The organism is Hylemonella sp. GW821-FHT10B10 (assembly GCF_059415585.1).
Genome location: NZ_JBWKNN010000004.1, coordinates 187,967 through 207,642 on the forward strand (window position 1 = coordinate 187,967; position 19,676 = coordinate 207,642).

17 protein-coding genes are annotated in these 19,676 nt (G+C 62.4%); 8 read left to right on the forward strand and 9 right to left on the reverse strand.

Annotation, left to right across the window (positions count from 1 at the left end; translation table 11 throughout):
• The first annotated feature begins 51 nt into the window (after positions 1 to 51).
• Positions 52 to 618: a c-type cytochrome gene (locus AC07NT_RS16655; protein ID WP_498599960.1), complete on the forward strand. Its 567-nt coding sequence runs from the start codon at positions 52 to 54 to the stop codon at positions 616 to 618.
• Positions 619 to 655: 37 nt separating this feature from the next.
• Positions 656 to 1,558: a pseudouridine synthase gene (locus AC07NT_RS16660; RefSeq protein WP_498599959.1), complete on the forward strand. Its 903-nt coding sequence runs from the start codon at positions 656 to 658 to the stop codon at positions 1,556 to 1,558.
• 45 nt (positions 1,559 to 1,603) lie between these two features.
• Here the strand turns inward: AC07NT_RS16660 and AC07NT_RS16665 are convergent, their stop codons facing one another.
• Positions 1,604 to 2,599: a sulfurtransferase gene (locus tag AC07NT_RS16665; RefSeq protein ID WP_498599958.1), complete on the reverse strand. Its 996-nt coding sequence runs from the start codon at positions 2,597 to 2,599 to the stop codon at positions 1,604 to 1,606.
• A gap of 164 nt (positions 2,600 to 2,763) precedes the next feature.
• On the opposite strand from AC07NT_RS16665, the gene htpG reads away from it, so the two are divergent.
• Positions 2,764 to 4,695 (forward strand): molecular chaperone HtpG, encoded by a 1,932-nt coding sequence (htpG, locus tag AC07NT_RS16670; RefSeq protein ID WP_498599956.1) that lies wholly within the window; start codon positions 2,764 to 2,766, stop codon positions 4,693 to 4,695.
• Between the two features lie 71 nt (positions 4,696 to 4,766).
• On the opposite strand, the gene AC07NT_RS16675 is transcribed toward htpG, so the two are convergent.
• The 7 genes from AC07NT_RS16675 to AC07NT_RS16705 form a co-directional block, all read right to left on the reverse strand.
• Positions 4,767 to 5,570 (reverse strand): SDR family NAD(P)-dependent oxidoreductase, encoded by an 804-nt coding sequence (locus AC07NT_RS16675; protein WP_498599955.1) that lies wholly within the window; start codon positions 5,568 to 5,570, stop codon positions 4,767 to 4,769.
• Between the two features lie 24 nt (positions 5,571 to 5,594).
• Positions 5,595 to 6,338 carry an SDR family NAD(P)-dependent oxidoreductase gene (locus AC07NT_RS16680; RefSeq protein WP_498599953.1) on the reverse strand — a complete coding sequence of 248 codons (744 nt, stop codon included), beginning with the start codon at positions 6,336 to 6,338 and terminating at the stop codon, positions 5,595 to 5,597.
• 123 nt (positions 6,339 to 6,461) lie between these two features.
• Positions 6,462 to 7,391 carry a branched-chain amino acid ABC transporter permease gene (locus tag AC07NT_RS16685; protein ID WP_498599952.1) on the reverse strand — a complete coding sequence of 310 codons (930 nt, stop codon included), beginning with the start codon at positions 7,389 to 7,391 and terminating at the stop codon, positions 6,462 to 6,464.
• A 78-nt stretch (positions 7,392 to 7,469) separates the two neighbouring features.
• Positions 7,470 to 8,819: an ABC transporter substrate-binding protein gene (locus tag AC07NT_RS16690; RefSeq protein WP_498599951.1), complete on the reverse strand. Its 1,350-nt coding sequence runs from the start codon at positions 8,817 to 8,819 to the stop codon at positions 7,470 to 7,472.
• Between the two features lie 36 nt (positions 8,820 to 8,855).
• Entirely contained in the window at positions 8,856 to 9,758 is a 903-nt protein-coding gene (locus tag AC07NT_RS16695) for an NAD(P)-dependent oxidoreductase (RefSeq protein WP_498599950.1), read from the reverse strand.
• Positions 9,759 to 9,777: 19 nt separating this feature from the next.
• On the reverse strand, positions 9,778 to 11,709 hold the full coding sequence (locus tag AC07NT_RS16700) for a bifunctional 5-dehydro-2-deoxygluconokinase/5-dehydro-2-deoxyphosphogluconate aldolase (RefSeq protein WP_498599949.1): 1,932 nt from the start codon (positions 11,707 to 11,709) through the stop codon (positions 9,778 to 9,780).
• The gene (locus AC07NT_RS16705) at positions 11,709 to 12,578 is read right to left on the reverse strand and encodes a MurR/RpiR family transcriptional regulator (RefSeq protein ID WP_498599948.1); all 870 of its coding nucleotides are present in this window, start codon (positions 12,576 to 12,578) and stop codon (positions 11,709 to 11,711) included. Before AC07NT_RS16705 ends, AC07NT_RS16700 begins: the two co-directional genes overlap by 1 nt.
• 175 nt (positions 12,579 to 12,753) lie before the next feature.
• Between AC07NT_RS16705 and AC07NT_RS16710 the strand changes: the two genes are divergently transcribed.
• Genes AC07NT_RS16710 through AC07NT_RS16730 form a run of 5 tightly spaced genes read left to right on the forward strand, consistent with a single transcriptional unit; the run spans position 12,754 to position 17,420 of the window.
• The gene (locus AC07NT_RS16710; protein WP_498599947.1) at positions 12,754 to 13,767 is read left to right on the forward strand and encodes a branched-chain amino acid ABC transporter permease; all 1,014 of its coding nucleotides are present in this window, start codon (positions 12,754 to 12,756) and stop codon (positions 13,765 to 13,767) included.
• A complete protein-coding gene (locus AC07NT_RS16715) occupies positions 13,764 to 14,507 on the forward strand; it encodes an ABC transporter ATP-binding protein (protein ID WP_498599946.1) in 744 nt (247 codons plus the stop codon). Before AC07NT_RS16710 ends, AC07NT_RS16715 begins: the two co-directional genes overlap by 4 nt.
• Positions 14,504 to 15,235, forward strand: a complete 732-nt coding sequence (locus AC07NT_RS16720; RefSeq protein WP_498599945.1) for an ABC transporter ATP-binding protein — start codon at positions 14,504 to 14,506, stop codon at positions 15,233 to 15,235. The genes AC07NT_RS16715 and AC07NT_RS16720 overlap by 4 nt, the downstream gene beginning before the upstream one ends.
• 5 nt (positions 15,236 to 15,240) lie before the next feature.
• Positions 15,241 to 15,861 (forward strand): ATP-binding cassette domain-containing protein, encoded by a 621-nt coding sequence (locus AC07NT_RS16725; RefSeq protein WP_498599944.1) that lies wholly within the window; start codon positions 15,241 to 15,243, stop codon positions 15,859 to 15,861.
• A 53-nt stretch (positions 15,862 to 15,914) separates the two neighbouring features.
• Positions 15,915 to 17,420 (forward strand): CoA-acylating methylmalonate-semialdehyde dehydrogenase, encoded by a 1,506-nt coding sequence (locus AC07NT_RS16730; protein ID WP_498599943.1) that lies wholly within the window; start codon positions 15,915 to 15,917, stop codon positions 17,418 to 17,420.
• Positions 17,421 to 17,546: 126 nt separating this feature from the next.
• On the opposite strand, the gene AC07NT_RS16735 is transcribed toward AC07NT_RS16730, so the two are convergent.
• Positions 17,547 to 19,439 (reverse strand): AAA family ATPase, encoded by a 1,893-nt coding sequence (locus tag AC07NT_RS16735; RefSeq protein ID WP_498599942.1) that lies wholly within the window; start codon positions 19,437 to 19,439, stop codon positions 17,547 to 17,549.
• Between the last annotated feature and the right edge of the window lie 237 nt (positions 19,440 to 19,676).

A 19,676-nucleotide genomic window follows, 5' to 3' on the forward strand; every position in this document is an offset into this window, starting at 1 on the left:
TGGCAACAGCGGCCCTGCTTTTTTTAGGGCGACCGATACACGACCGATCCCATGCGTTTCATCCACACCATCCTCCCCGCCCTGGCCCTGTTGCTGGCCGCGAGCGCCCTGGCCCAGCAACCGCAACGCCTGGAACTCTGCGTGGCCTGCCACGGCCCGCAGGGCAACTCGCAGGTTCCGCAGTTCCCCTCGCTGGCCGGGCAGCCCAAGATCTTCATGGAGAACCAGCTGGTGCTGATCCGTGAAGGCCTGCGCGACATCCCTGCCATGAAAGGCGTGCTCGACGGGCTCAAGGACGCCGACCTCATCGTGCTGGCCAAGTACTTTTCGGAACAGGTGCCCGTGCCACTGGCCACCCCGCTTGATGCCGAGCGTTACGAACGCGGCAAGGTGCTGGCGCGTTCCATGCTGTGCGGCACCTGCCACCTGCCCGACTACAAGGGCCGCGAGCAGATGCCGCGCCTGGCCGGCCAGCACGAAGCCTTCCTGCGCGCCGTCATGGAGGAATACCGCGACAAACCCGGCCCCGGGCGCGACACGGTCATGACCAATGCCCTGGGCGGCCTCAACAACCAGCACCTGGACGACCTGGCCCACTTCCTCTCCCACGTCAAATAAGTCGGCGTCAGGGGGTGGCGCCTACAATCGATCCCCGATGAAGGACACCCCCGAAAAGCCCGCCGCCCCCACCCTGCGTCGCGCGCCCCGCCCCGAGGGCGCCGCCGCGCCCAAGCCCGGCGGTGCAGCCGCCACCAGCCGCATCAACAAGCGCATGGCCGAACTCGGCCTGTGCTCGCGTCGCGAGGCCGACGCCTGGGTCGAGAACGGCTGGGTCAAGGTCAACGGCCAGGTGGCCGAGATGGGCCAGCAGGTCACGCCCAGCGACCGCATCGAAGTCGACAAACAGGCGCAGAACCAGCAGGCCACGCAGGTCACCATCCTGCTCAACAAGCCCATCGGTTACGTCAGCGGCCAGGCCGAGGACGGGCACGAACCCGCCGTGGTGCTGGTGCAGCCGCAGAACCGCTGGCGCGACGACCACGCCCCCATGCGCTTCAACGGCGCACAGCTGCGCGGCCTGGCCCCCTCGGGCAGGCTCGACATCGACTCCACCGGCCTGCTGGTGCTCACGCAGGACGGTCGCGTGGCGCGTCAGCTCATCGGCGAAGACTCAGTGATGGAAAAGGAATACCTGGTGCGTGTGGTCTACCTGGGCACACCCGCCGCCGACGCCGCGCCCACCCAGCTCACCCGCATCGACGACGACGACCCCATCTCCACCAATGTGCAGGCCGTCTTCCCCGCCGCCATGCTGGCCAAATTGCGCCATGGACTGAGCCTGGACGGCCAGGCCCTCAAGCCCGCCAAGGTGGATTGGGAGAACCCCGAGCAGCTGCGCTTTGTGCTGACCGAAGGCAAGAAGCGCCAGATCCGCCGCATGTGCGAACTGGTCGGCCTGAAAGTGGTGGGCCTGAAACGCGTGCGCATCGGCCGCGTCATGCTGGGCCAGCTGCCCGTGGGCCAGTGGCGCTATCTGGCCCCGCACGAGAAGTTCTGAATTCCGTGCCCGCGTATCGCCGGGCACGGAAGACTGGCTGACTGACTACTTCTTCGCTGCGGCCAGTTCTTTTTCCAGCGCGTCGATGCGGGCCTGCATGGCGCCGATGCGCGAATTGAGCGCCCCCACATTGAACACCGTGACGTTGTTCGCCGGCGCATCGAGCTTGTTGCCATAAGCCAGCCAGGAAGCGTCATAGATCTTGACGTTCTTGAAACCCAGTTCCTCCAGCACCCCTGCCGTCTCGGAAGCGCGGGCGCCCGACTGGCAATACACCACCGTTTCCTTGCTCGGGTCGAGCTTGGAATAGAGCGCCTTCAGGTCCTGCGAGGCCTTGAGCGACATGCCACGCGAGTCGTTCACCTGCTTGCGTGTGAGCTTCTGCTGGGTCTCCGGGTCGGCCCAGTTCTGCTCGTAGGGAATGTTGACGGCACCGGGGATATGGCCGCCGCGCAGCGCGCGGATGTCCTTGCCCGAAAACTCCAGGGGCGTGCGGGCATCGACGATCTGCACATCGCTGCGCCCGGCGCGTTCCACCATCTCCTGCGTGCTCACCATCAATGCAGGGTTGGCCTTGAGGGAGAGCTTGACCGGTGCGGCCTGGGCCGTCCCGGTCGCCACCGGCAGGCCTGCCGCCTGCCAGCCCTCGATGCCATCGTGCAGCACCGTCACCTTGCTGGCCCCGAAATAGCGCAGCGTGTAGCGGCCGAAATAGGGGTTCCAGGTGCCGCGCGCGCCGTAGACCACGGTCTCGCGGGCCGGGTCGATACCGGCCTCGCCCAGGATCTTTTCGATCTCCTGCGTGGAGATAAAGTCCTCGGCATTGGCGTCGCGCAGCACGGTGGCCGCATCCCCCACGGACAGGGCGCCCGGCAGGTGGCCTTTGGCGTAATCCTTGTCGCCGCGCACGTCCCAGACCTGCACATTGCGCTTGAGCGCCGACTGCACGTATTCCACGTCCACGATGACCTGCGCCAGGGACCACACAGGCAGACCGCCCAGCGCCAGGGCCAACACACAACGACGCAGCATATGTTTCATGTTCTCGTCTCCTCAGGGGTGAAAATTCAGACCCCGCAGCATACGCCCGCCCCGCATACCCGGGACGCCGGGCCGGTCTTGAAACCGGCCCGAGCGCCCATAATTCGAGGTTCGGCGCGCAGACCTGCGCAGATCCCGCTTATTTCCAACCTTCTCGCAACCCCATGAGCAAGCAAACCCATTCCTTCCAGGCCGAAGTCGCCCAGCTGCTGCACCTGGTCACCCACTCGCTGTACTCCAACAAGGAGATCTTCCTGCGTGAGCTGGTCTCCAACGCCTCCGACGCCTGCGACAAGCTGCGTTACGAAGCGCTGAACAACAGCGCGTTGTACGAAGACGCCCCCGAGCTGCGCGTGCGCATCAGCTTCGACAAGACGGCCAAGACCCTGACCATCACCGACAACGGCATCGGCATGAGCGCGCAGGAGGCCATCGACCACCTGGGCACCATCGCCAAGAGCGGCACCAAGGACTTCATGAGCAAGCTGGGCGCCGACAAGCAGGCCGACGCCAAGGAACAGGGCCAGCTCATCGGCCAGTTCGGCGTGGGCTTCTACTCGGGCTTCATCGTGGCCGACAAGATCACCGTGGAAACGCGCCGCGCCGGCCTGAAGGCCGAAGAAGGCGTGCGCTGGGTCAGCGGTGGCACCGGTGATTTCGAGGTGGAGACCCTCACCCGCGCCGAGCGCGGCACCAGCGTCATCCTGCACCTGCGCGAAGACGCTGCCGACTACATGAGCAGCTGGAAGCTCAAGAGCATCATCGCCAAGTACTCCGACCACATCGCCCTGCCCATCCAGATGCGCAAGGAAGAGTGGAAGGAAGGCGAGAACGACCAGCCCGGCGAGATGGTCACCACCGACGAATGGGAAACCGTCAACAAGGCCAGCGCCCTGTGGAGCCGCCCCAAGAAGGACATCACGAAGGAAGAGTACGAAAACTTCTACCAGGCCATCAGCCATGACCACGAGGCCCCGCTGGCCTGGAGCCACAACCGCGTGGAAGGCAGCACCGAATACACCCAGCTGCTGTTTGTGCCGGCCAAGGCGCCCTACGACCTGTGGAACCGTGACAAGAAGGGCGGCCTGAAGCTCTATGTGAAGCGCGTCTTCATCATGGACGAGGCCGAGGCCCTGCTGCCCAACTACCTGCGCTTCGTCAAAGGCGTGGTGGACAGCGCCGACCTGCCGCTCAACGTGAGCCGCGAGCTGCTGCAGGAAAGCCGCGACGTGCGCGCCATCCGCGACGGCAACACCAAGCGCGTGCTGAGCCTGCTGGAAAATCTGGCCAAGGCTGATGTGCCCGCCGCCGACGCCAGCGAAGAAGACAAGGCCGACGCCGGCAAGTACAGCGCCTTCTACGCCGAGTTCGGCGGCGTGCTCAAGGAAGGCCTGGGCGAAGACTTTGCCAACCGCGAACGCCTGGCCAAGCTGCTGCGTTTTGCCAGCACCACCAGCGACACGGCCACCGTGTCCCTGGCCGACTACAAGGCCCGCATGAAAGAAGGCCAGGAGGCCATCTACTACATCACCGCCGACACCCTGGCCGCGGCCAAGAACAGCCCGCAGATCGAAGTCTTCAAGAAGAAGGGCATCGAGGTGCTGCTCATGACCGAGCGCGTCGACGAGTGGGCGCTGAGCTACCTGACGGAATTCGACGGAACGCCGCTGCAGAGCGTGGCCAAGGGCGCCGTGGACCTGGGCAAGCTGCAGGACGAGGCCGAGAAAAAGGCCGCCGAAGAAGCCGCCGAGGCCTTCAAGCCCGTGCTGGCCAAGCTGAAAGAAGCGCTGAAAGACAAGGCCGAAGACGTGCGCGTCACCACCCGCCTGGTCGATTCACCGGCCTGCCTGGTGGTGAAAGAGGGCGATATGAGCAACCAGCTCGCCCGCCTGCTCAAGCAGGCCGGCCAGAAGGCCCCGGACAGCAAGCCCATCCTCGAAGTGAACCCCGAGCACGCGCTGGTGAAGAAGCTCGACGGCTCGGTGCACTTCCACGACCTGGCCCAGATCCTGTTCGACCAGGCCCTGCTGGCCGAAGGCGGCCTGCCGGAGGATCCGGCGGCGTATGTGAAGCGGGTGAATGCCTTGCTGGTGTAAGCCGGTTTCAGGCCCTTGCCAAAAAGCCGCCCGAGGGCGGCTTTTTCTTGTGGGGCTCGTTTCCAGAAAAACTACTGCGACGCGGTGATCCCACCATCCAGATAGAGCACCTGCCCGGTGACAAAGGCTGCACCAGGAGAGGCAAAGAACACGGCTGCGCCGGTCACGTCCTGCGGATCGGCCACACGACCCAGCGGGATGCGGTCCAGCACCTGCTTGCGCGTGTCGGGGTTTTCCAGCCAGTGGCGTGCCATCTCGGTCTTCACGACCGTGGGCGCAATGCCGTTGACGGTGATGCCGTGCGGTGCCAGTTCGCTGGCATGCTGGCGGATCAGCATGACCAGGCCCCCCTTGCTGCTGCTGTAGGCCGAATAACCGCGGCCACGCAGCCCCAGTTGGGAGCGCACCGACAAGAGGTGCACCTGGGCGCCGCCACGACCACCTGCGATCTGCTTCTTGGCCACCGCCTGCGCCAAGAACATCGCGGCCTTGAGGTTGACCTGGATGACTTCGTCAAACGCTTCTTCGGTCACGTCCAGCAAGGCCTGCTCACGCTGGATGCCCACGCAGTTCACCAGGATGTCCAGACCGCCAAAGTGCTGCGCGACCGCATCGACCGAGTCCTGCATGTGCGGTACCGAATGCGCGTCCATGGACAGGCCCAGGGCCTCATGGCCCGCGGCTTTCAGATCCGCGGCCACGTCCCGGGCCTTGCCCTCATCGCGGCCGGACACGGCCACGCGCGCCCCGGCCAGGGCCAGGCCCCAGGCGATGGCCTCGCCGATGCCGCCATAACCACCGGGCACATAGGCCGTCTTGCCGCGCAGGTCAAACAGGCCGGCCAGCGCCTGGGTGAAATCGATCTTGGGTGTCATGGTCATTGAATTCTGCGCGAAGCCCTAATCCATCAACAGACCGCCGTTGATGTCGACGATCTCGCCGGTGATGAAACCCGCCAGCGGCGAGGCCAGAAAACGCACCACATGGGCAAACTCCTCGGGCTCGCAGAAACGGCCCACGGGAATGTCCTTGAGGAGCTTCTGGCGCTGCTCTTCGTTGAGCTGTTCGGTGATCATGGGTGTCTTCACATAGGCGGGGGCAATGGCATTGGCGGTGACGCCAAAACCGGCCAGTTCACGCGCCAGCGAAAAAGTCAGCGCACTCATGGCGCCCTTGGAGACCGAATAGGCCGTGCCCGCGGTCAGCCCGCCGGTCTTGGCCGCCAGGGAGCTGGTGTTGATGATGCGGCCAAAACGCTGCGCCTTCATGGCAGGCACCACCTGTTGCGACAGGTAGAAAGCCCCGTCCAGGTTGGCCCCCATGACACGGCGCCATTCGCTGGCGTCGGTGGCTTCCACCTTGTTGTTGGACAGGATGCCGGCATTGTTGAGCAGGATGTCCACTGCGCCCAGGGTTTTCACGATGCTGGCGTGGCCGGTGCGTACGGCTTCGGCGTCGCTGATGTCAAAGGAAAACGCCAGGGCGTTGGGCCCCAGCTCCTGCGCCAGCGCTTCGTTGCGTGCGCGGTTGAAATCGACCATGGCAACCTTGCAGCCGTCTTCGAGCAGCACACGCGTGGCAGCCAGACCCATGGTACCGGCCGCGCCGGTGACCAGGGCCACCCTGTCGAGCAGCGGCTTCATTGCGCACTCTCCATGAACGCCCATGTCTTTGCCAGGGCTACCGCAGAACCGGCTTTGCCGGGCTGCTGGTAGCGCCCCCTGAAGGGGGAGGTGGCTGCAAGCCACTTCGGGGGGGAGTCATGGTTACACATCCAGCACACTCTTCTTTCCAAACAGGCCGCGTGAACGGAAAGTCACCACGGCGATGAACAACAGATACATGGACAACAGCGACCACTCGGACGCATAGGCGCCGGTCATGCCCACCACCATGCCGACCATGAGCCCGGCCATCACCGCGCCCCAGAGCGACCCCACGCCGCCCAGCACGATGATCAGGAAGGCCGGCACCACGGCATCCACCCCCACGTGCGGCCGGATGCCCCAGATAGGCGCCATGACCACACCAGCAATCGCGGCCAGCGCCACCCCCAGGCCAAACACAAACAGGCGCAGGCGCGACAGGTTGATGCCCAGGGCACGGACCATCTCGCTGTCATGGGCGCCGGCCTTGATGATGGCGCCGAAAGGCGTCTTCTGCAAAAAGACCCACAACAGGAAGATCATCACGATGGCAAAACCGCTGGCAAACAGCCGGTAGTTCGAATACATGATGTCGCCCACCATGAAAGCCCCCGAGATGGCGGGTGGCAGCAGCAATTGTTTCTCGGAAGAGCCCCAGACCAGGCGGATGCCTTCTTCAATCACCAGGGCCGCGCCGAAGGTCAGCAACAGACCGTAGAGCGGGTCGCGCCCATAGGTGCGGCGCATGCACAGCTCCAGCAGCATGCCAAACAGGCCGACAAACACGGGCGCCAGCAGCAATGCCAGGGCGTAGCGCGTTTCAATGCTCAGGGCCATGTACCAGGCCTGCGCTTCGGGAAACATGCCGAACTTGGGTGCGACGATGAAGAGCGCGAAATACATGCCCAGCGCAAACAGGGAGCCGTGCGCGAGGTTGATGGTTTCCATCACCCCCACGATCAGCATGAAACCCAGCGCAATCAACGCAAAGAGCAGGCCCAGCGAAATCCCGTTGGCCAGGTGCGGCAGCAGGTGAACGAGTGCATCCATGAAGGTATTTTTATAGACGGCATGGGGACGCCCCGGCGTGCACCTTGCACCACGGGGGCGGCTGCATGCCGTGCGGATTCAGACTTCGTACGTCGGCGTGGCTTCGTAGCTTTCCAGCTTGCAGGCGCCCTGGGCATCCTTGTCCTGCACGTCCTTGGGGTCGGCCTGCGTCAGGATCTTGTAGATATCGTCCTTCTCGGCGGGCTGGTCGTTGTAGCTGGCCATGTAGATGGTCTGCTGGCACTGGTGGGTGACCGGGTCCATCCACGCATCAAAGTGCTGCAGACGATCCGCGGCACTCATCTTGCGGCCTTCGAGTTTCTTGATCACGGCGATGTTGTTGGTGGTGCCAGCCTCTTCCACGCAGCGCAGCAGTTCACGCGTGGCCATGTAGCCGTTGTGATAGACATTGCCCGGCACACGGATGGCCATGCCCGGGTATTGCTTCTGGTAGGCCGCCACAAACTCCTTCACCCCCGGCAAGGCCAGGCGCCAGTACCAGGTGGTGCCAAACACACCGAAGATCTGTTCCGGGCCGAGGCCGTAGACATCGGGCCAGTCTTGCTGGTTGTTGATCCAGGCCATGGTCTGGTTCATCTTCAGTTGCACCACCTGCTGCCGCAGGGCCTTGATGTCGTCCCCGCCCACGGCGGTGGCCACGACCTGGGGCTTGAGTTGCTGCAGCTTGAGCAGATAGGCCGAGAAGTCGCGTGTGTTCTGCGGCACCAGCAGTTCTTCAACGATCTTGCCACCGTTGGCTTCGACGATGGCGCGCGTGGCCTTGGACGTGGTGTGACCCCAGACGTAGTCGTTGGTCAGCAGCACCCAGTTCTTGCCGTTGGCGCGGATGGCGTTGCGCACCGTGGCGTTGGAGAAGTTGGTGCCATTGCCGTCCCAGACAAACTTGGTGCGGTGACAGTCCTTGCCGGCTTCGGTGGGCGAGCTGGAGTTGGTGTTCAGGAAGATCGTGCCGTACTTCTGCGCAACCTGCGAGATGGCGTTGGACACGCCCGAGTGCACCGCGCCGATCAGGAACGCCGCTTCGTTGCGGGTGATCATGCGTTCGGCCACGCGCGAGCCGGTGGCCGGCGTGGTCTCGGTGTCGATATGGATGGCTTCAATGCGCCGACCCAGCACACCGCCCTTGTCGTTGAATTCCTTGATGGCCATCATCGCGCCCAGGCGCTCTTCGCCACCCGATGCCGCGTACAGGCCCGATGCGTCCATGGTCAGGCCGATGGTCAAGGGTTTCTTCTGCGCGGCCTGGGCCCACACGGTGTTGTGTTTCCACGGCCCCATGAAAGGCGCCGCGCCGTACAGGCCTGCGCCGGCCACGACCAGGCCGGTGTTTTTGAGCAGTGAACGGCGCGAGGCCGACACTTTCCTGGAGGGGGTGTCGCTGGTGGTTTTTTTATCGGTTGCGCTCATGGTTGTCTCCTCGGTGGTTTAGGGGGAACAGAACGGCTAGCGGGGAACGATCTTGACGCCGTTTAATTTCTCTTGTGCTTCGAAAAGGGAGGAAATCAGCTTGTCGCCAAAGCCGGCGTTGCTGGCCTGGATCAGGCTCTGGTGTGTGGCCTCGCCCATGAGGCTGGCCACGGGCAGCATCTCGGCCAGATGGGTGTAGTAGCGCAAGTCCTTCTGGGCATTGGAGATGCCGAACTTGAAGCCGGTGACATCGCCCTCCTTGAGGGTCTTGGTGGCCATCATCTGGAAGATGCCGCAGTTCACACCGCCGGCGCTGACCACGTCGTACAGGCGGTTCAGGTCCAGCCCGCTCTTGGCGGCGACGGCAAAGGCTTCGGCAATGGCGGCCGCGAAGGTCATGGCCATCATGTTGTTGACGAGCTTGAGCACATGGCCGTGGCCGGGCGGCCCCACGTGGAAGATGTTTTCGCAGAAGGCCTTGAGCACGGGCTCCAGGGTTTTGAAGTCTTCGGGGTCGGCGCCCACCATGGTGTTGAGGCGGCCTTCCTCGGCCTCCTTGGGGGTGCGCGCCAGCGGGGCGTCGATGAGCTTGATGCCCTTGGTCGCCAGATCGTTGCGGATGCGTGTGCTCGACGACGGCTCTGCGGTGGACGTGTCCACCACGATCAGTCCTTTGCGCCCGCTCTCCAGCAGCCCTTGCGCGCCATAGACGATCTGCTCCACCTGGGGCGAGCCGGTCACGCAGATGAAAACAATGTCCGAGGCCTGCGCGCACTCGGCGTTCGTCCTGGCCTCCTTCGCACCTGCGGCGATCAGGTCGGCCAGGTTGTCACGGTTGCGGTTGACCTTGAAGGTCAGCGGGTAGCCCTTGGCCAGCAGGTTCTTGGCCATGCCGTGGCCCATCATGCCGATGCCGATGAATCCGATTTTGGGTGTCATGGTGTGTTCCTTGGAGGTTTTAAACAGAGGTGGCCGTGGCTTCGGCGGACCGGGTGGCGCGTGCGCTGTCCCACAGCGTGATCAGGCGCGCATAACGCTGGGCAATGTCCTGAACCACATCGGCGTCGCTCATCTGGCCGGAGAACCAGCCGGTGGCGGCGTCGGCAAAGATGGATCGGCCCACGGCAAACCCGCGGCAGATGGCATGGGGCGCCGCGACATGGAAGCTGCGTTCCAGCTTGTCTTCGCTGGCCTCCAGCCCCAGGATCAGCACGCCGCGGCAATGCGGGTCGTGGCGTGTGATGACCTCGGTCAGGCTTTCCCACTCCTGTGCGGTGGCGGCGGGCGGCAGCTTCCACCAGTCGGGGAAGATGCCGGCGCGGTAGATCTGCTCCAGCGCTGCGGGCAGCGTGCTGCCGTCCGCGGGCATGTCGCGCGGCGGAATGACCTCGACCAGGAACTCGTGGAAGGTGTCCACGCTGGCTTTCTGCAATTCGGCCAGGCGTGCCAGCTGGGCTTCGCGCAGAGCCAAGGTGTCATGCGGGTGGTAGCTCACCAAGCATTTGGCGACATGCTCGCCGGGCCAGCTGCGCATGGCGCTGGCCAGGTGGGCGCCGGCCTCGAACTGCAGCGGGCGGGACCCCGGCAACTCGACAGGCCGCGCCACCCACCAGCCCTTGCCGGTCATGGGCGGGAACACGTCTTCGCCAAAGCGCCCGTCCACGATGATGCCCACGCCTGAGCGTTGACCCGCGCCCTGGCGTGCACCCTGGGCAACCAGCTGCTTGAAGGCGGGGATGCGTGCATGGCTGGCGCCGTGGCGGTCGGCCAGCTCTTCCAGCTGCATGCGGTGGTCAAACGCGAGGATGACCAATTCTTCCCAACGCCGGGTGCGTGTGCTGACGCGGTGCAGATGCTCCAGTGGCGCGTCTTCACGCAGGCGCCGGGTGCTGGAGCCATGCAGCAGGAAATACTGCAGCTCCTCCCAGCTCGCCATGGCCGGCGCGCAACCGTGGCGCGAAACCACCAGCGCGCCGCAGGCGTTGGCATAGGCGCAGCAACGGGTCAGCGGCTCCTTGCGGATCCAGCCGCGCAGGAAACCCGCCATGAAAGCATCGCCCGCGCCGAGCACGTTGTACACATCCACCGGAAAGCCAGGGCCCTTGAGCCCGAGCTCAAGGTCATCGGGGATCGCCCCTTCGAACACCACGCAGCCCATGGGACCGCGTTTGACCACCAACGTGGCTTTGCTCAGTTCACGCAGGCGGCGCAGCGCGGCCAGGGTGTCCGTGCTGCCACCGGCGATATGGATTTCTTCTTCGGTACCGACCACCAGGTCACACTGGCCGATGACGGTTTGCAGATGGGCGCTGACTTCGGCCGAGGGCACAAAACGCTGCTCGCCCAGGCCGGGGCTGGTCAGGCCCCACAGCACGGGGCGGTAGTCGATGTCCAGCACCACCCGCGTGCCGGCGGCCAGGGCCAGCGTGATGGCCTTGCGGCAACTGGCATAGGTGCCGGGCTGCGACAGATGGGTGCCGGAGAGCAGCAAGGCTTGGCCGGAGGCAATGAAGGCCGGGTCGACATCGTCCTCGCTGATGGCCATGTCGGCGCAGTTGTCGCGGTAGAAAACCAGGGGAAAGGTGTCGCGGTCCTGGATGCCCAGAAACACCAGCGCGGTCAGGCGTTTGGGGTCGGTGCGGACATGGCTGACGTCCACGCCTTCGGCTTGCAGCGTCTCGCGCACGAAGCGGCCGTTGTGCTCGTCCCCTACCCGCGTCAGCATGGCGGGTTTCAGGCCCAGGCGCGCCATGCCCACAGCCGTGTTGGCGGGTGAGCCCCCCATGTATTTGGTGAAGGTGAGCATGTCTTCCAGGCGCCCCCCGATCTGCTCGCCATACAGATCGACCGCGGCGCGGCCCATGCAGATCACATCCAGTGGTCGACTCATCAGGTCCCCTTTCGGCGGGGTGCGCTACGCCCCGGTGTGGCGCTCGTTTTTTCGGCCAGCTGGTGCCCCACGCTGACCACCAGCGCCTGGGCCAGGCACAGGGGGCCGACCAGAGAGCGGAAGGGCTTGCTGGAGTCATCGGCCAGTTCCAGGCAGACGTGGGCAGAAGGCTTGAGCGGTGAGAGCGGACCATCGGTGATGGCAATCACCTGCACGCCCTGCGCGCGCGCCTTGGCGGCGGCATCAATCACTTCAGGCGAGTAGCTGCGAAAGCTGGCGACCAGCAGCACGTCCCCTTTGGCCATGGAGTGCAGGCTTTCACGCAACATGCCGCCCGTGCCATCCAGCAGATGGGTGCGCAGCTCGAGCTGGCTGAGCGCATAGGCCAGGTAGCCCGCCACCGGGAAGGCGCGGCGCTGGGCCAGCACATGGATGCGTGGTGCGGACGCGATGAGCTTGACCGCCGCCTTCAGGTCCGACTGCAGGATGTGTTCTTCCAGTTGGCCCAGCTCGGCCACGGCCTCGCTCACGAGGTCGTGCAAGACGCCGGCGGGCGCGCGCGCACTGCCGGTCTGCTTGCGGCGCATCTTGTCGATGCGCTCGCGGTAGCTGTCGGAACGCTCCAGCAAGTGGCCACGGAACACCTGCTGCATTTCCGAGAAACCCTTGTAGCCCAGCGCATTGGCGAAACGGATCATGGCCGAGGGCTGCACTTCCGTGGCCTCGGCCACGGTAGCCACCGTGCCCAGCGCCAGCTCGTTGGGTTGCTCCAGCGCGAAGCGCGCAATGCGCTGCAATTGTTTGGACATGTCCGGGTAGGTCCGGGCGATCAGGTCCTTCAATTCTTCGTAGGTTGTCACGGGGTCCATAGGGTGCTCATAAGCCATCAGGGGAATGGGAGGTCTTGTCTCTTCAGCGCTGTCTTCTGGTTCTAAAAATCAGAACAAATGTTCTTGCTTGTTTGAATAATAGAACGTATATTCTGTTTTGTCCAGCGACTTTCAGAACATTTGTTCCAAAACTCAAAACCGAGACGCCTTCTCCATGCAACTCGCTTCAGGCCGCGCGCCACTGATCCCTTTGCCCATGCTGATCGCGGTGGTCGTCTTCTTGTCGACCCCGCTCTGGATCACCCAGGTGGGCCTCTACCAGTACCTGGCGCTTGAAATCATGATCTGGGTGTTGTTTGCCATGGGCTACAACCTCTTGCTGGGCTACACCGGGCTGCCCTCTTTTGGCCACGGCGCTTTTTTTGGCATCGGGGCCTATGCCTTTGGTCTGTTGCAGCACAAGATCTGGCCCAACCTGTGGTTTGACCTGGCCGGCGCCGTGGTGGTGACGGCTGTGCTCGGCGGCCTGGTGGCCCTGTTCATCTCGCACCGCCGCGGCATCTATTACTCCCTGCTCACCATCGCCTTTGGCCAGGTGTTCTGGTTCATCGCCAACAAATGGAGCAGCGTGACCGGCGGCGAAGATGGCCTGCTGAGCATCAAGCGCCTGCCCGCCGACCTGGGTTTCGTCTCTTTCAACCTGGCCAGCAACAACGCGCTGTTCTTCTTCTGTCTCATCCTGTTTGCCCTGGTGCTGGTCGGCCTGTGGCGGCTGATCCATTCGCCCCTGGGGCGCATCTTCAGCGCCATCAAGCAGAACGAAACCCGCGCCGCGTTTGTGGGCTACAACGTGTGGCTCTACAAGTGGCTGGCCTTCACCCTGTCCACCGCCGTGGCTGGCCTGGCCGGCGCCATGTTTGCCATGGCACAGCAATCGGCCTATCCCAATGTGATGAGCCTGCAGACCTCGGGCTTCGTGGTGATGATGGTGCTCATCGGCGGTGGCCTGGTGAGCTTCTGGGGCCCGCTGATTGGCGCAACCTTCTTCATCCTGGCGCGCGATCTTCTGGGCGCGTACACCGAGACCTGGTTGCTCTGGTACGGCCTGATTTTCATGGCCATGGTGGTCTTCAAGCCGGAGGGCATCGCCGGTGCCTGGCAAGCCTGGCGCAAGCGCCCGCGTAAACCGCTGACCCGCACCGCCACCGCGACTGGGGGTGCGCTGTGAAGCTGTTCGAAGCCACGGGCCTGTCCAAACGTTTTGGCGCCCAGGTGGTGTTGCAAGACATCACCCTGGGGTTTGAAGAGGGGCAGCTCAACGGCATCATGGGCCCCAACGGGGCCGGCAAGACCACCTGCTTCAATGTGCTCACCGGGCGCTACAAGCCCGACCGCGGCCGCGTCACCTTTGCGGGCGAGGACATCACGGGCCTGTCCCCGCGCGAGATCGCCTGCAAGGGCATCTCCCGCTCCTTCCAGATCATGAATCTGTTCGACAGCTATACCGCGCTGGACAACGTGCTGATGGCCACCCCCCATGTGCGCAAGCAGGGCTTCAACCCCTGGCGCGACCTGGGTGCGGACCGCACCGCGCAAGACCTGGCCGCCGCCGTGCTGGAACGCGTTGGGCTGAAGGGCAAGGAGCGCGTGCTGGCCAACAGCCTCTCCTACGGTGAACGCCGTGCGCTGGAGATTGGTGTGGCCCTGGCGGCTGAACCCCGCATGCTGTTTCTGGACGAGCCCACCGCCGGCCTGGGCGCCGAAGGCACGGTCCGGCTGGCCGAACTGGTGAAGAGCCTGAAACGCCAGCTGACCATCGTGATCATCGAACACGACATGAATTTTCTGTTCAGCCTGGCGGACCAGATTTCCGTCATTCACTGGGGCCAGGTCATCGCCCAGGGTACGCCCGATGCGCTGCGCCAGAACGAATGGGTCCGCCGCTCCAACCTGGGAGCCCTCGCATGAGCGCTGTTCTGAAACCCCTGGCCTCTGAGCCCATGCTGTCCATCGATCACATCGACACCTTTTATGGGGAGACCCAGGTCCTGTTTGATGTGTCGCTACAGGTCGGCCCCGGTGAAGTGGTGGCCCTGCTGGGCCCCAATGGCGCGGGCAAGACTACGACGCTGCGTTCCATCCTGGGCCTCACGCCACCACGCAAAGGCGCCATCGCCTTTGATGGCAAGGACATCACCCGCACCCCCACCCACGAGATCGCCAAGGCCGGCCTAGGCTGGGTGCCGGATGACCGGCGCATCTTCCCCGCGCTGACCGTGGCGCGCAACCTGGCCATCGCGCGCAAGCCCACGCGCTTTCGCCCATGGCACGAGAAAGAGTGCTTCGAGATCTTCAGCGCCCTGGAGTACCTGATGGGGCGCGAGTGCGAAAACCTCTCGGGCGGCGAGATGCAGATGGTGGCCATCTCGCGCGCGCTGCTCGGCTCGCCCGGCCTGGTGCTGTTTGACGAACCCAGCCAGGGCCTGGCGCCCAAGGTGGTGCAGGACGTGATGAAGACCATCACCCGGCTCAAGGCCGAAGGCATTGCGGTGCTGGTGGTGGAGCAGAACGTGCAAAGCGCACTGGCCGTGGCCGACCGGGTCTATGTCATGAACCTGGGCAAGGTCATCCACGAAGGCCCCGCGGCCGATCTGCGCGACAACGCGGCCCTGCGTCTACAGCTACTGGGAGTCTAGTCCGCATGAACCAAGCCCTTCTGCGCGTGGAAAACCTGGCCAAGCAATACCAGCGCGGCGTTTTCAGGAAGACCACCACCTTTTCGCTGAACGCGAATTTCGAGATTGAGAAACCCTGTGTCGTCGGCGTCATGGGCCCCAACGGTTCGGGCAAGACCACCTTGTTTGAGCTGATCACGGGCAGCAACCTGCCCACCAGCGGCCGCGTGATCGTCAACGGGCAGAACATCCATGAGGTGAAGACCCTGCAACGCGACCGCATGGCGGTGCACTACCACCAGTCCTACCAGGTACGTTCGTTCCAGAAGAAGAAGCCCGACTTCATGCTCCGGCAGGCGACAGAGAAGTCGCCGCTGATCCACCTGTTTGACGAACCCCAGTTCAACACCCAGGACGGCTACATCGGCTTCATGCTGGACTTCTTCACGCGCCTGAAGAAGAACGGAAAACTCGTGTTCCTGTGCATGCACCCCAACGAGCCTTTCCACATCGACATCCTGCGCGAGCAGTGCGACCGCTACCTCTTCGTGCAAAAGGGCGTGGTCACCCAGGCGCCGGACTTCAGCACCCTGACCCGTGACGAGCGCGTGCGCGCCTACCTGGGCGCACTGGCACCCCGGCAATAGCGCGTAGCGCGCACCGCCTCCCCTTCCCTCTCACCACCCGCGAACCTCTATTGATGTCTACCCTTCCCGTCATCCAGCACCTGATCCACGGCGAGCTCGTGAACGGCGGCAGCCGCAGCCAGCCGGTCTACAACCCCGCCACCGGCCAGGTGCAGAAAACCCTGCTGCTGGCCGACAGCACCACCGTGGGACAGGCCATCGCCAGCGCGCAATCGGCCTACCCCGCATGGCGCGCCACACCGCCGCTCAAGCGCGCGCGGGTCATGAGCAAGCTCAAGAATCTGCTGGAAGAAAATGCGGCGGCCATCTGCGCGCTGGTGACGGCCGAGCACGGCAAGGTGCTGGCCGACGCCATGGGGGAGCTGCAGCGCGGCATAGAGAACGTAGAGTACGCCAGCTACGCACCCGAGCTGCTCAAGGGCGAACACAGCAAGAATGCGGGCCCCGGCATCGATTCCTGGAGCGAGTTTCAGCCCATGGGTGTGACGGCCGGCATCACGCCCTTCAACTTCCCCGTGATGGTGCCTTTGTGGATGTGGCCCATGGCCGTGGTGTGCGGCAACACCTTCATCCTCAAGCCCTCCGAACGCGACCCCAGCAGTGCCCTGCTGGTAGCCCAGCTGGCCCTGCAGGCCGGCTTGCCGCCCGGTGTGCTCAACGTGGTGCACGGTGACAAGGAAGCCGTGGACGCGCTGCTGGCCGACAAGCGCGTGCACGCGGTCAGCTTTGTGGGTTCCACACCGATTGCACAGACCATCTATGCCACTGGCTGCGCCAACGGCAAGCGCGTGCAGGCCCTGGGCGGTGCCAAGAACCATGCCGTGGTCATGCCAGATGCCGATATCGCCAACGCCGTGACGGCCTTGATGGGCGCGGCCTACGGCTCCTGTGGTGAACGCTGCATGGCGATTCCGCTGGTGGTGGCCGTGGGCGATGCCACAGCCGACGCCGTGGTGACCCGCCTGCAGATCGAGATCGGCAAGATGCGTGTGGGGCCCGGCACCAACCCCGGCCACGACATGGGCCCGCTGGTGACCCAGGCGCACCGGGACAAGGTGAAGGGCTATGTGGACCAGGGCGTGCGCGAAGGCGCCACGCTGGTGGTGGACGGCCGCGGATTAGAAGTGGCCGGGCATGAAGAGGGCTACTTCCTCGGTCCCTGCCTGTTTGACCACGTGAAGCCCGGCATGGTGATCTACCAGGAAGAAATCTTCGGCCCGGTGCTGGGCGTGGTGCGGGTGCAGACCCTGCAAGAGGCCATGGACCTGATCGACGCGCACGAATACGGCAACGGCACCTGCATCTTCACCCGCGACGGAGAAGCCACCCGCTACTTCACCGACAACATCCTGATCGGCATGGTGGGCGTGAACGTCCCGCTGCCCGTGCCCGTGGCCTACCACTCCTTTGGTGGCTGGAAGCGTTCGCTGTTTGGTGATCTGGGGGCTTATGGTCCCGACGCCGTGCGCTTCTATACCAAGCGCAAGACCATCTCGCAGCGCTGGCCCTCGGCCGGTGTACGCGAGGGGGCGGCCTTTAGTTTTCCCAGCAGCCGGTAACCGCGAGCACGCACCGGTGAAAAGCTGGGCCGCTCGGTGAATACGTTGTTGGTACTACCGCGCAACGTGCTTTGCGCGAGCCTGGGATGTGTGGCTAACAAGCAAGCCTTAAGCGAGAGAATTGCTTTAACTGGCTATGCGGGACTCAAGAAAATCTAATACTGAGGTAAGCCGAGAAATCGAATCTGCGGCCAGCCTCTCATTGACCGGGGCATCCTCAGCACATGCCTCCGCCAAATACCAGCCAATTTGCTTTTTATTCGGTGGGGACGAAAGCGACAGGTGCGCTTGAATAATTTTCATAGTGCTTTCGCCCATGAGCTCTTCCAATCGCAGACCCGAAAACTTGGAATCAATCTCAGCAAGAGTGAATGCAGTACCGGAGCGCAAGTACCATTCAGCTTGATATCGCTCAGCCTCTTTTCGACCCGCCTTATCGTCATCTAGAAGAATAAGGAACTTCTCTCCGCGACCCAGCAGCATGCTGACAAGTGGTCCGGATGCGCCAGACCCAACGCCTGGCATCAAATTAAATGTGAATTTAGAAGAAGAAGCCTTGCGCGCCAAAACTAACGCATAGTAGTCAGTGATTCCCTCAACGATGACAAATGGAGCCACTCCAACGATCTCAGGCGATACGTACTCAAGCTTCTCGATCACCGGTTGAAAATAACTAGATCGGGTTGGAAACTTCGAGACAAACTCACGATATTTAGTCACCTTGACGTTTGTCGCTTTGGTACTTAGTTCAAAACTATCCGTTGCGTCGTAATCGAGTGCAGTGTTTTCCACAATATAGGCACCACTCAACCATTTCGGGTTGATCATGTGGTGACTGTGCGTTGAATATATGACTCGATTTCCATCAGATGCGATTCTTGAAAAGCTAGTCAGTAGTTCTGCCTGTGCCTTTGCGTGCAAGTTTGCCGCTGGCTCGTCAAAGACGAAGATCGTGGGTCGTGTCTTCGCCTGTTTAAAAGCAGTAAACAGTAAAAAAGAAAAAAACCATCTAAACCCAAGAGAGCGCTCGTGAATAGCGTATCGCGATTCCCCATCCGAAACGTTGAATGATGCGTAAGGCAAATCACCCTTTTCGGTATCAATGTTCCATTCCACGAAAATACTTTTAGCGGATATGGCGCGCTGAAATACTTTTTGCCAGCTCCCAAGAACTTCTACAGTCACCGCGTTCGATATCTTTTGGAAGACAGAGTCAACAATATTCTTGCTGGGGCTTCCAAAGAACATTGAGAACCAGTTTGGCGATGCCTGGCTTGCGCGAAATTCCGAAATTCTTTTGGTGACATGCCTATCGAGAGTTAGCCCATCCCCAAGACTGTCCAGGATGTCTTGAAAGACGTAACGATAGTGCCTATTGACCGGCTTTTCCCCTTCATGCTCAGTCAGATAGATACGACTTGGCATGTCGACAAGGAAAGTGGGGAAGTACGAAATAAGCGGAAGTGACTCTTCAATGTAATTGGCAATCTCCAGCCAGAGATCTGACGCTCCTTTCTCCGTGGGCCTGTCGTATTCCTTGAAGTTGTTGGCACCACCTTTCCTGTTCGCCCGTACAGCAAGAGAAAAGGCATATCGGTTGGAGGTCTCTTTCAGAGAACTGTCTTCAAAATCAAATTCCTTGGAAACAGTAAATGGCTGAGAAAGAAGCGGCTCATCGACAATTAGTTTGTACGATTTAGCTAACGCTCCGATGGCCTCGATGTCAGCAGCATCGAGCTGAACTGTTGCGATGACTTCTACCGTGGATGTAAATGCTGCTTTTTTGTTAACCGGTATAAGCCCAACGCCTGATGTTTTTGAATGAATACCATCGAATAGTCCGGAGACAGATCGATCGCCAGTGACGAAGTGCGAGAGGCCTTCCAAGATCGTGGTTTTACCGCTCTCATTCAGCCCGATCAAGGTGATTACTGGCGAATGTGCTCTATCGGCAATTTCGATGACTACTTCTTCAATTCCCTTGAAGTTTCTCAACGTAAATTTGATTAGTTGTGCCAATTTGACTCTCCCGTGTGTTTTTCTGACCAGTTGAGTGGCGGTATGTGTCCGTTTTATAGCAGGGTTTCTCGATTGTCACGAGGCATGTAAATCACTAGGCAGATCCACAAACCAGAACACCTTTACCGCGGGCAAGGTGGCACTACGAATAGAAAAATCGGTGCGGCTTTAAACAGCGTGTACCGCAGGCAATTTGCTTTTCATCGTCTCCCCCTCTAGCATCGCACCACCAGACAA

Bases quoted from the DNA above. Each gene is read 5' to 3' on its own strand.
- AC07NT_RS16700 (WP_498599949.1), bottom strand. From the start codon at position 11,709: ATGAGTCGACCACTGGATGTGATCTGCATGGGCCGCGCCGCGGTCGAT.
- AC07NT_RS16665 (WP_498599958.1), bottom strand. From the start codon at position 2,599: ATGAAACATATGCTGCGTCGTTGTGTGTTGGCCCTGGCGCTGGGCGGT.
- AC07NT_RS16730 (WP_498599943.1), top strand. From the start codon at position 15,915: ATGTCTACCCTTCCCGTCATCCAGCACCTGATCCACGGCGAGCTCGTG.
- AC07NT_RS16705 (WP_498599948.1), bottom strand. From the start codon at position 12,578: ATGGACCCCGTGACAACCTACGAAGAATTGAAGGACCTGATCGCCCGG.
- AC07NT_RS16690 (WP_498599951.1), bottom strand. From the start codon at position 8,819: ATGAGCGCAACCGATAAAAAAACCACCAGCGACACCCCCTCCAGGAAA.
- AC07NT_RS16680 (WP_498599953.1), bottom strand. From the start codon at position 6,338: ATGAAGCCGCTGCTCGACAGGGTGGCCCTGGTCACCGGCGCGGCCGGT.
- AC07NT_RS16660 (WP_498599959.1), top strand. From the start codon at position 656: ATGAAGGACACCCCCGAAAAGCCCGCCGCCCCCACCCTGCGTCGCGCG.
- AC07NT_RS16685 (WP_498599952.1), bottom strand. From the start codon at position 7,391: ATGGATGCACTCGTTCACCTGCTGCCGCACCTGGCCAACGGGATTTCG.
- htpG (WP_498599956.1), top strand. From the start codon at position 2,764: ATGAGCAAGCAAACCCATTCCTTCCAGGCCGAAGTCGCCCAGCTGCTG.
- AC07NT_RS16720 (WP_498599945.1), top strand. From the start codon at position 14,504: ATGAGCGCTGTTCTGAAACCCCTGGCCTCTGAGCCCATGCTGTCCATC.
- AC07NT_RS16710 (WP_498599947.1), top strand. From the start codon at position 12,754: ATGCAACTCGCTTCAGGCCGCGCGCCACTGATCCCTTTGCCCATGCTG.
- AC07NT_RS16655 (WP_498599960.1), top strand. From the start codon at position 52: ATGCGTTTCATCCACACCATCCTCCCCGCCCTGGCCCTGTTGCTGGCC.
- AC07NT_RS16695 (WP_498599950.1), bottom strand. From the start codon at position 9,758: ATGACACCCAAAATCGGATTCATCGGCATCGGCATGATGGGCCACGGC.
- AC07NT_RS16725 (WP_498599944.1), top strand. From the start codon at position 15,241: ATGAACCAAGCCCTTCTGCGCGTGGAAAACCTGGCCAAGCAATACCAG.
- AC07NT_RS16675 (WP_498599955.1), bottom strand. From the start codon at position 5,570: ATGACACCCAAGATCGATTTCACCCAGGCGCTGGCCGGCCTGTTTGAC.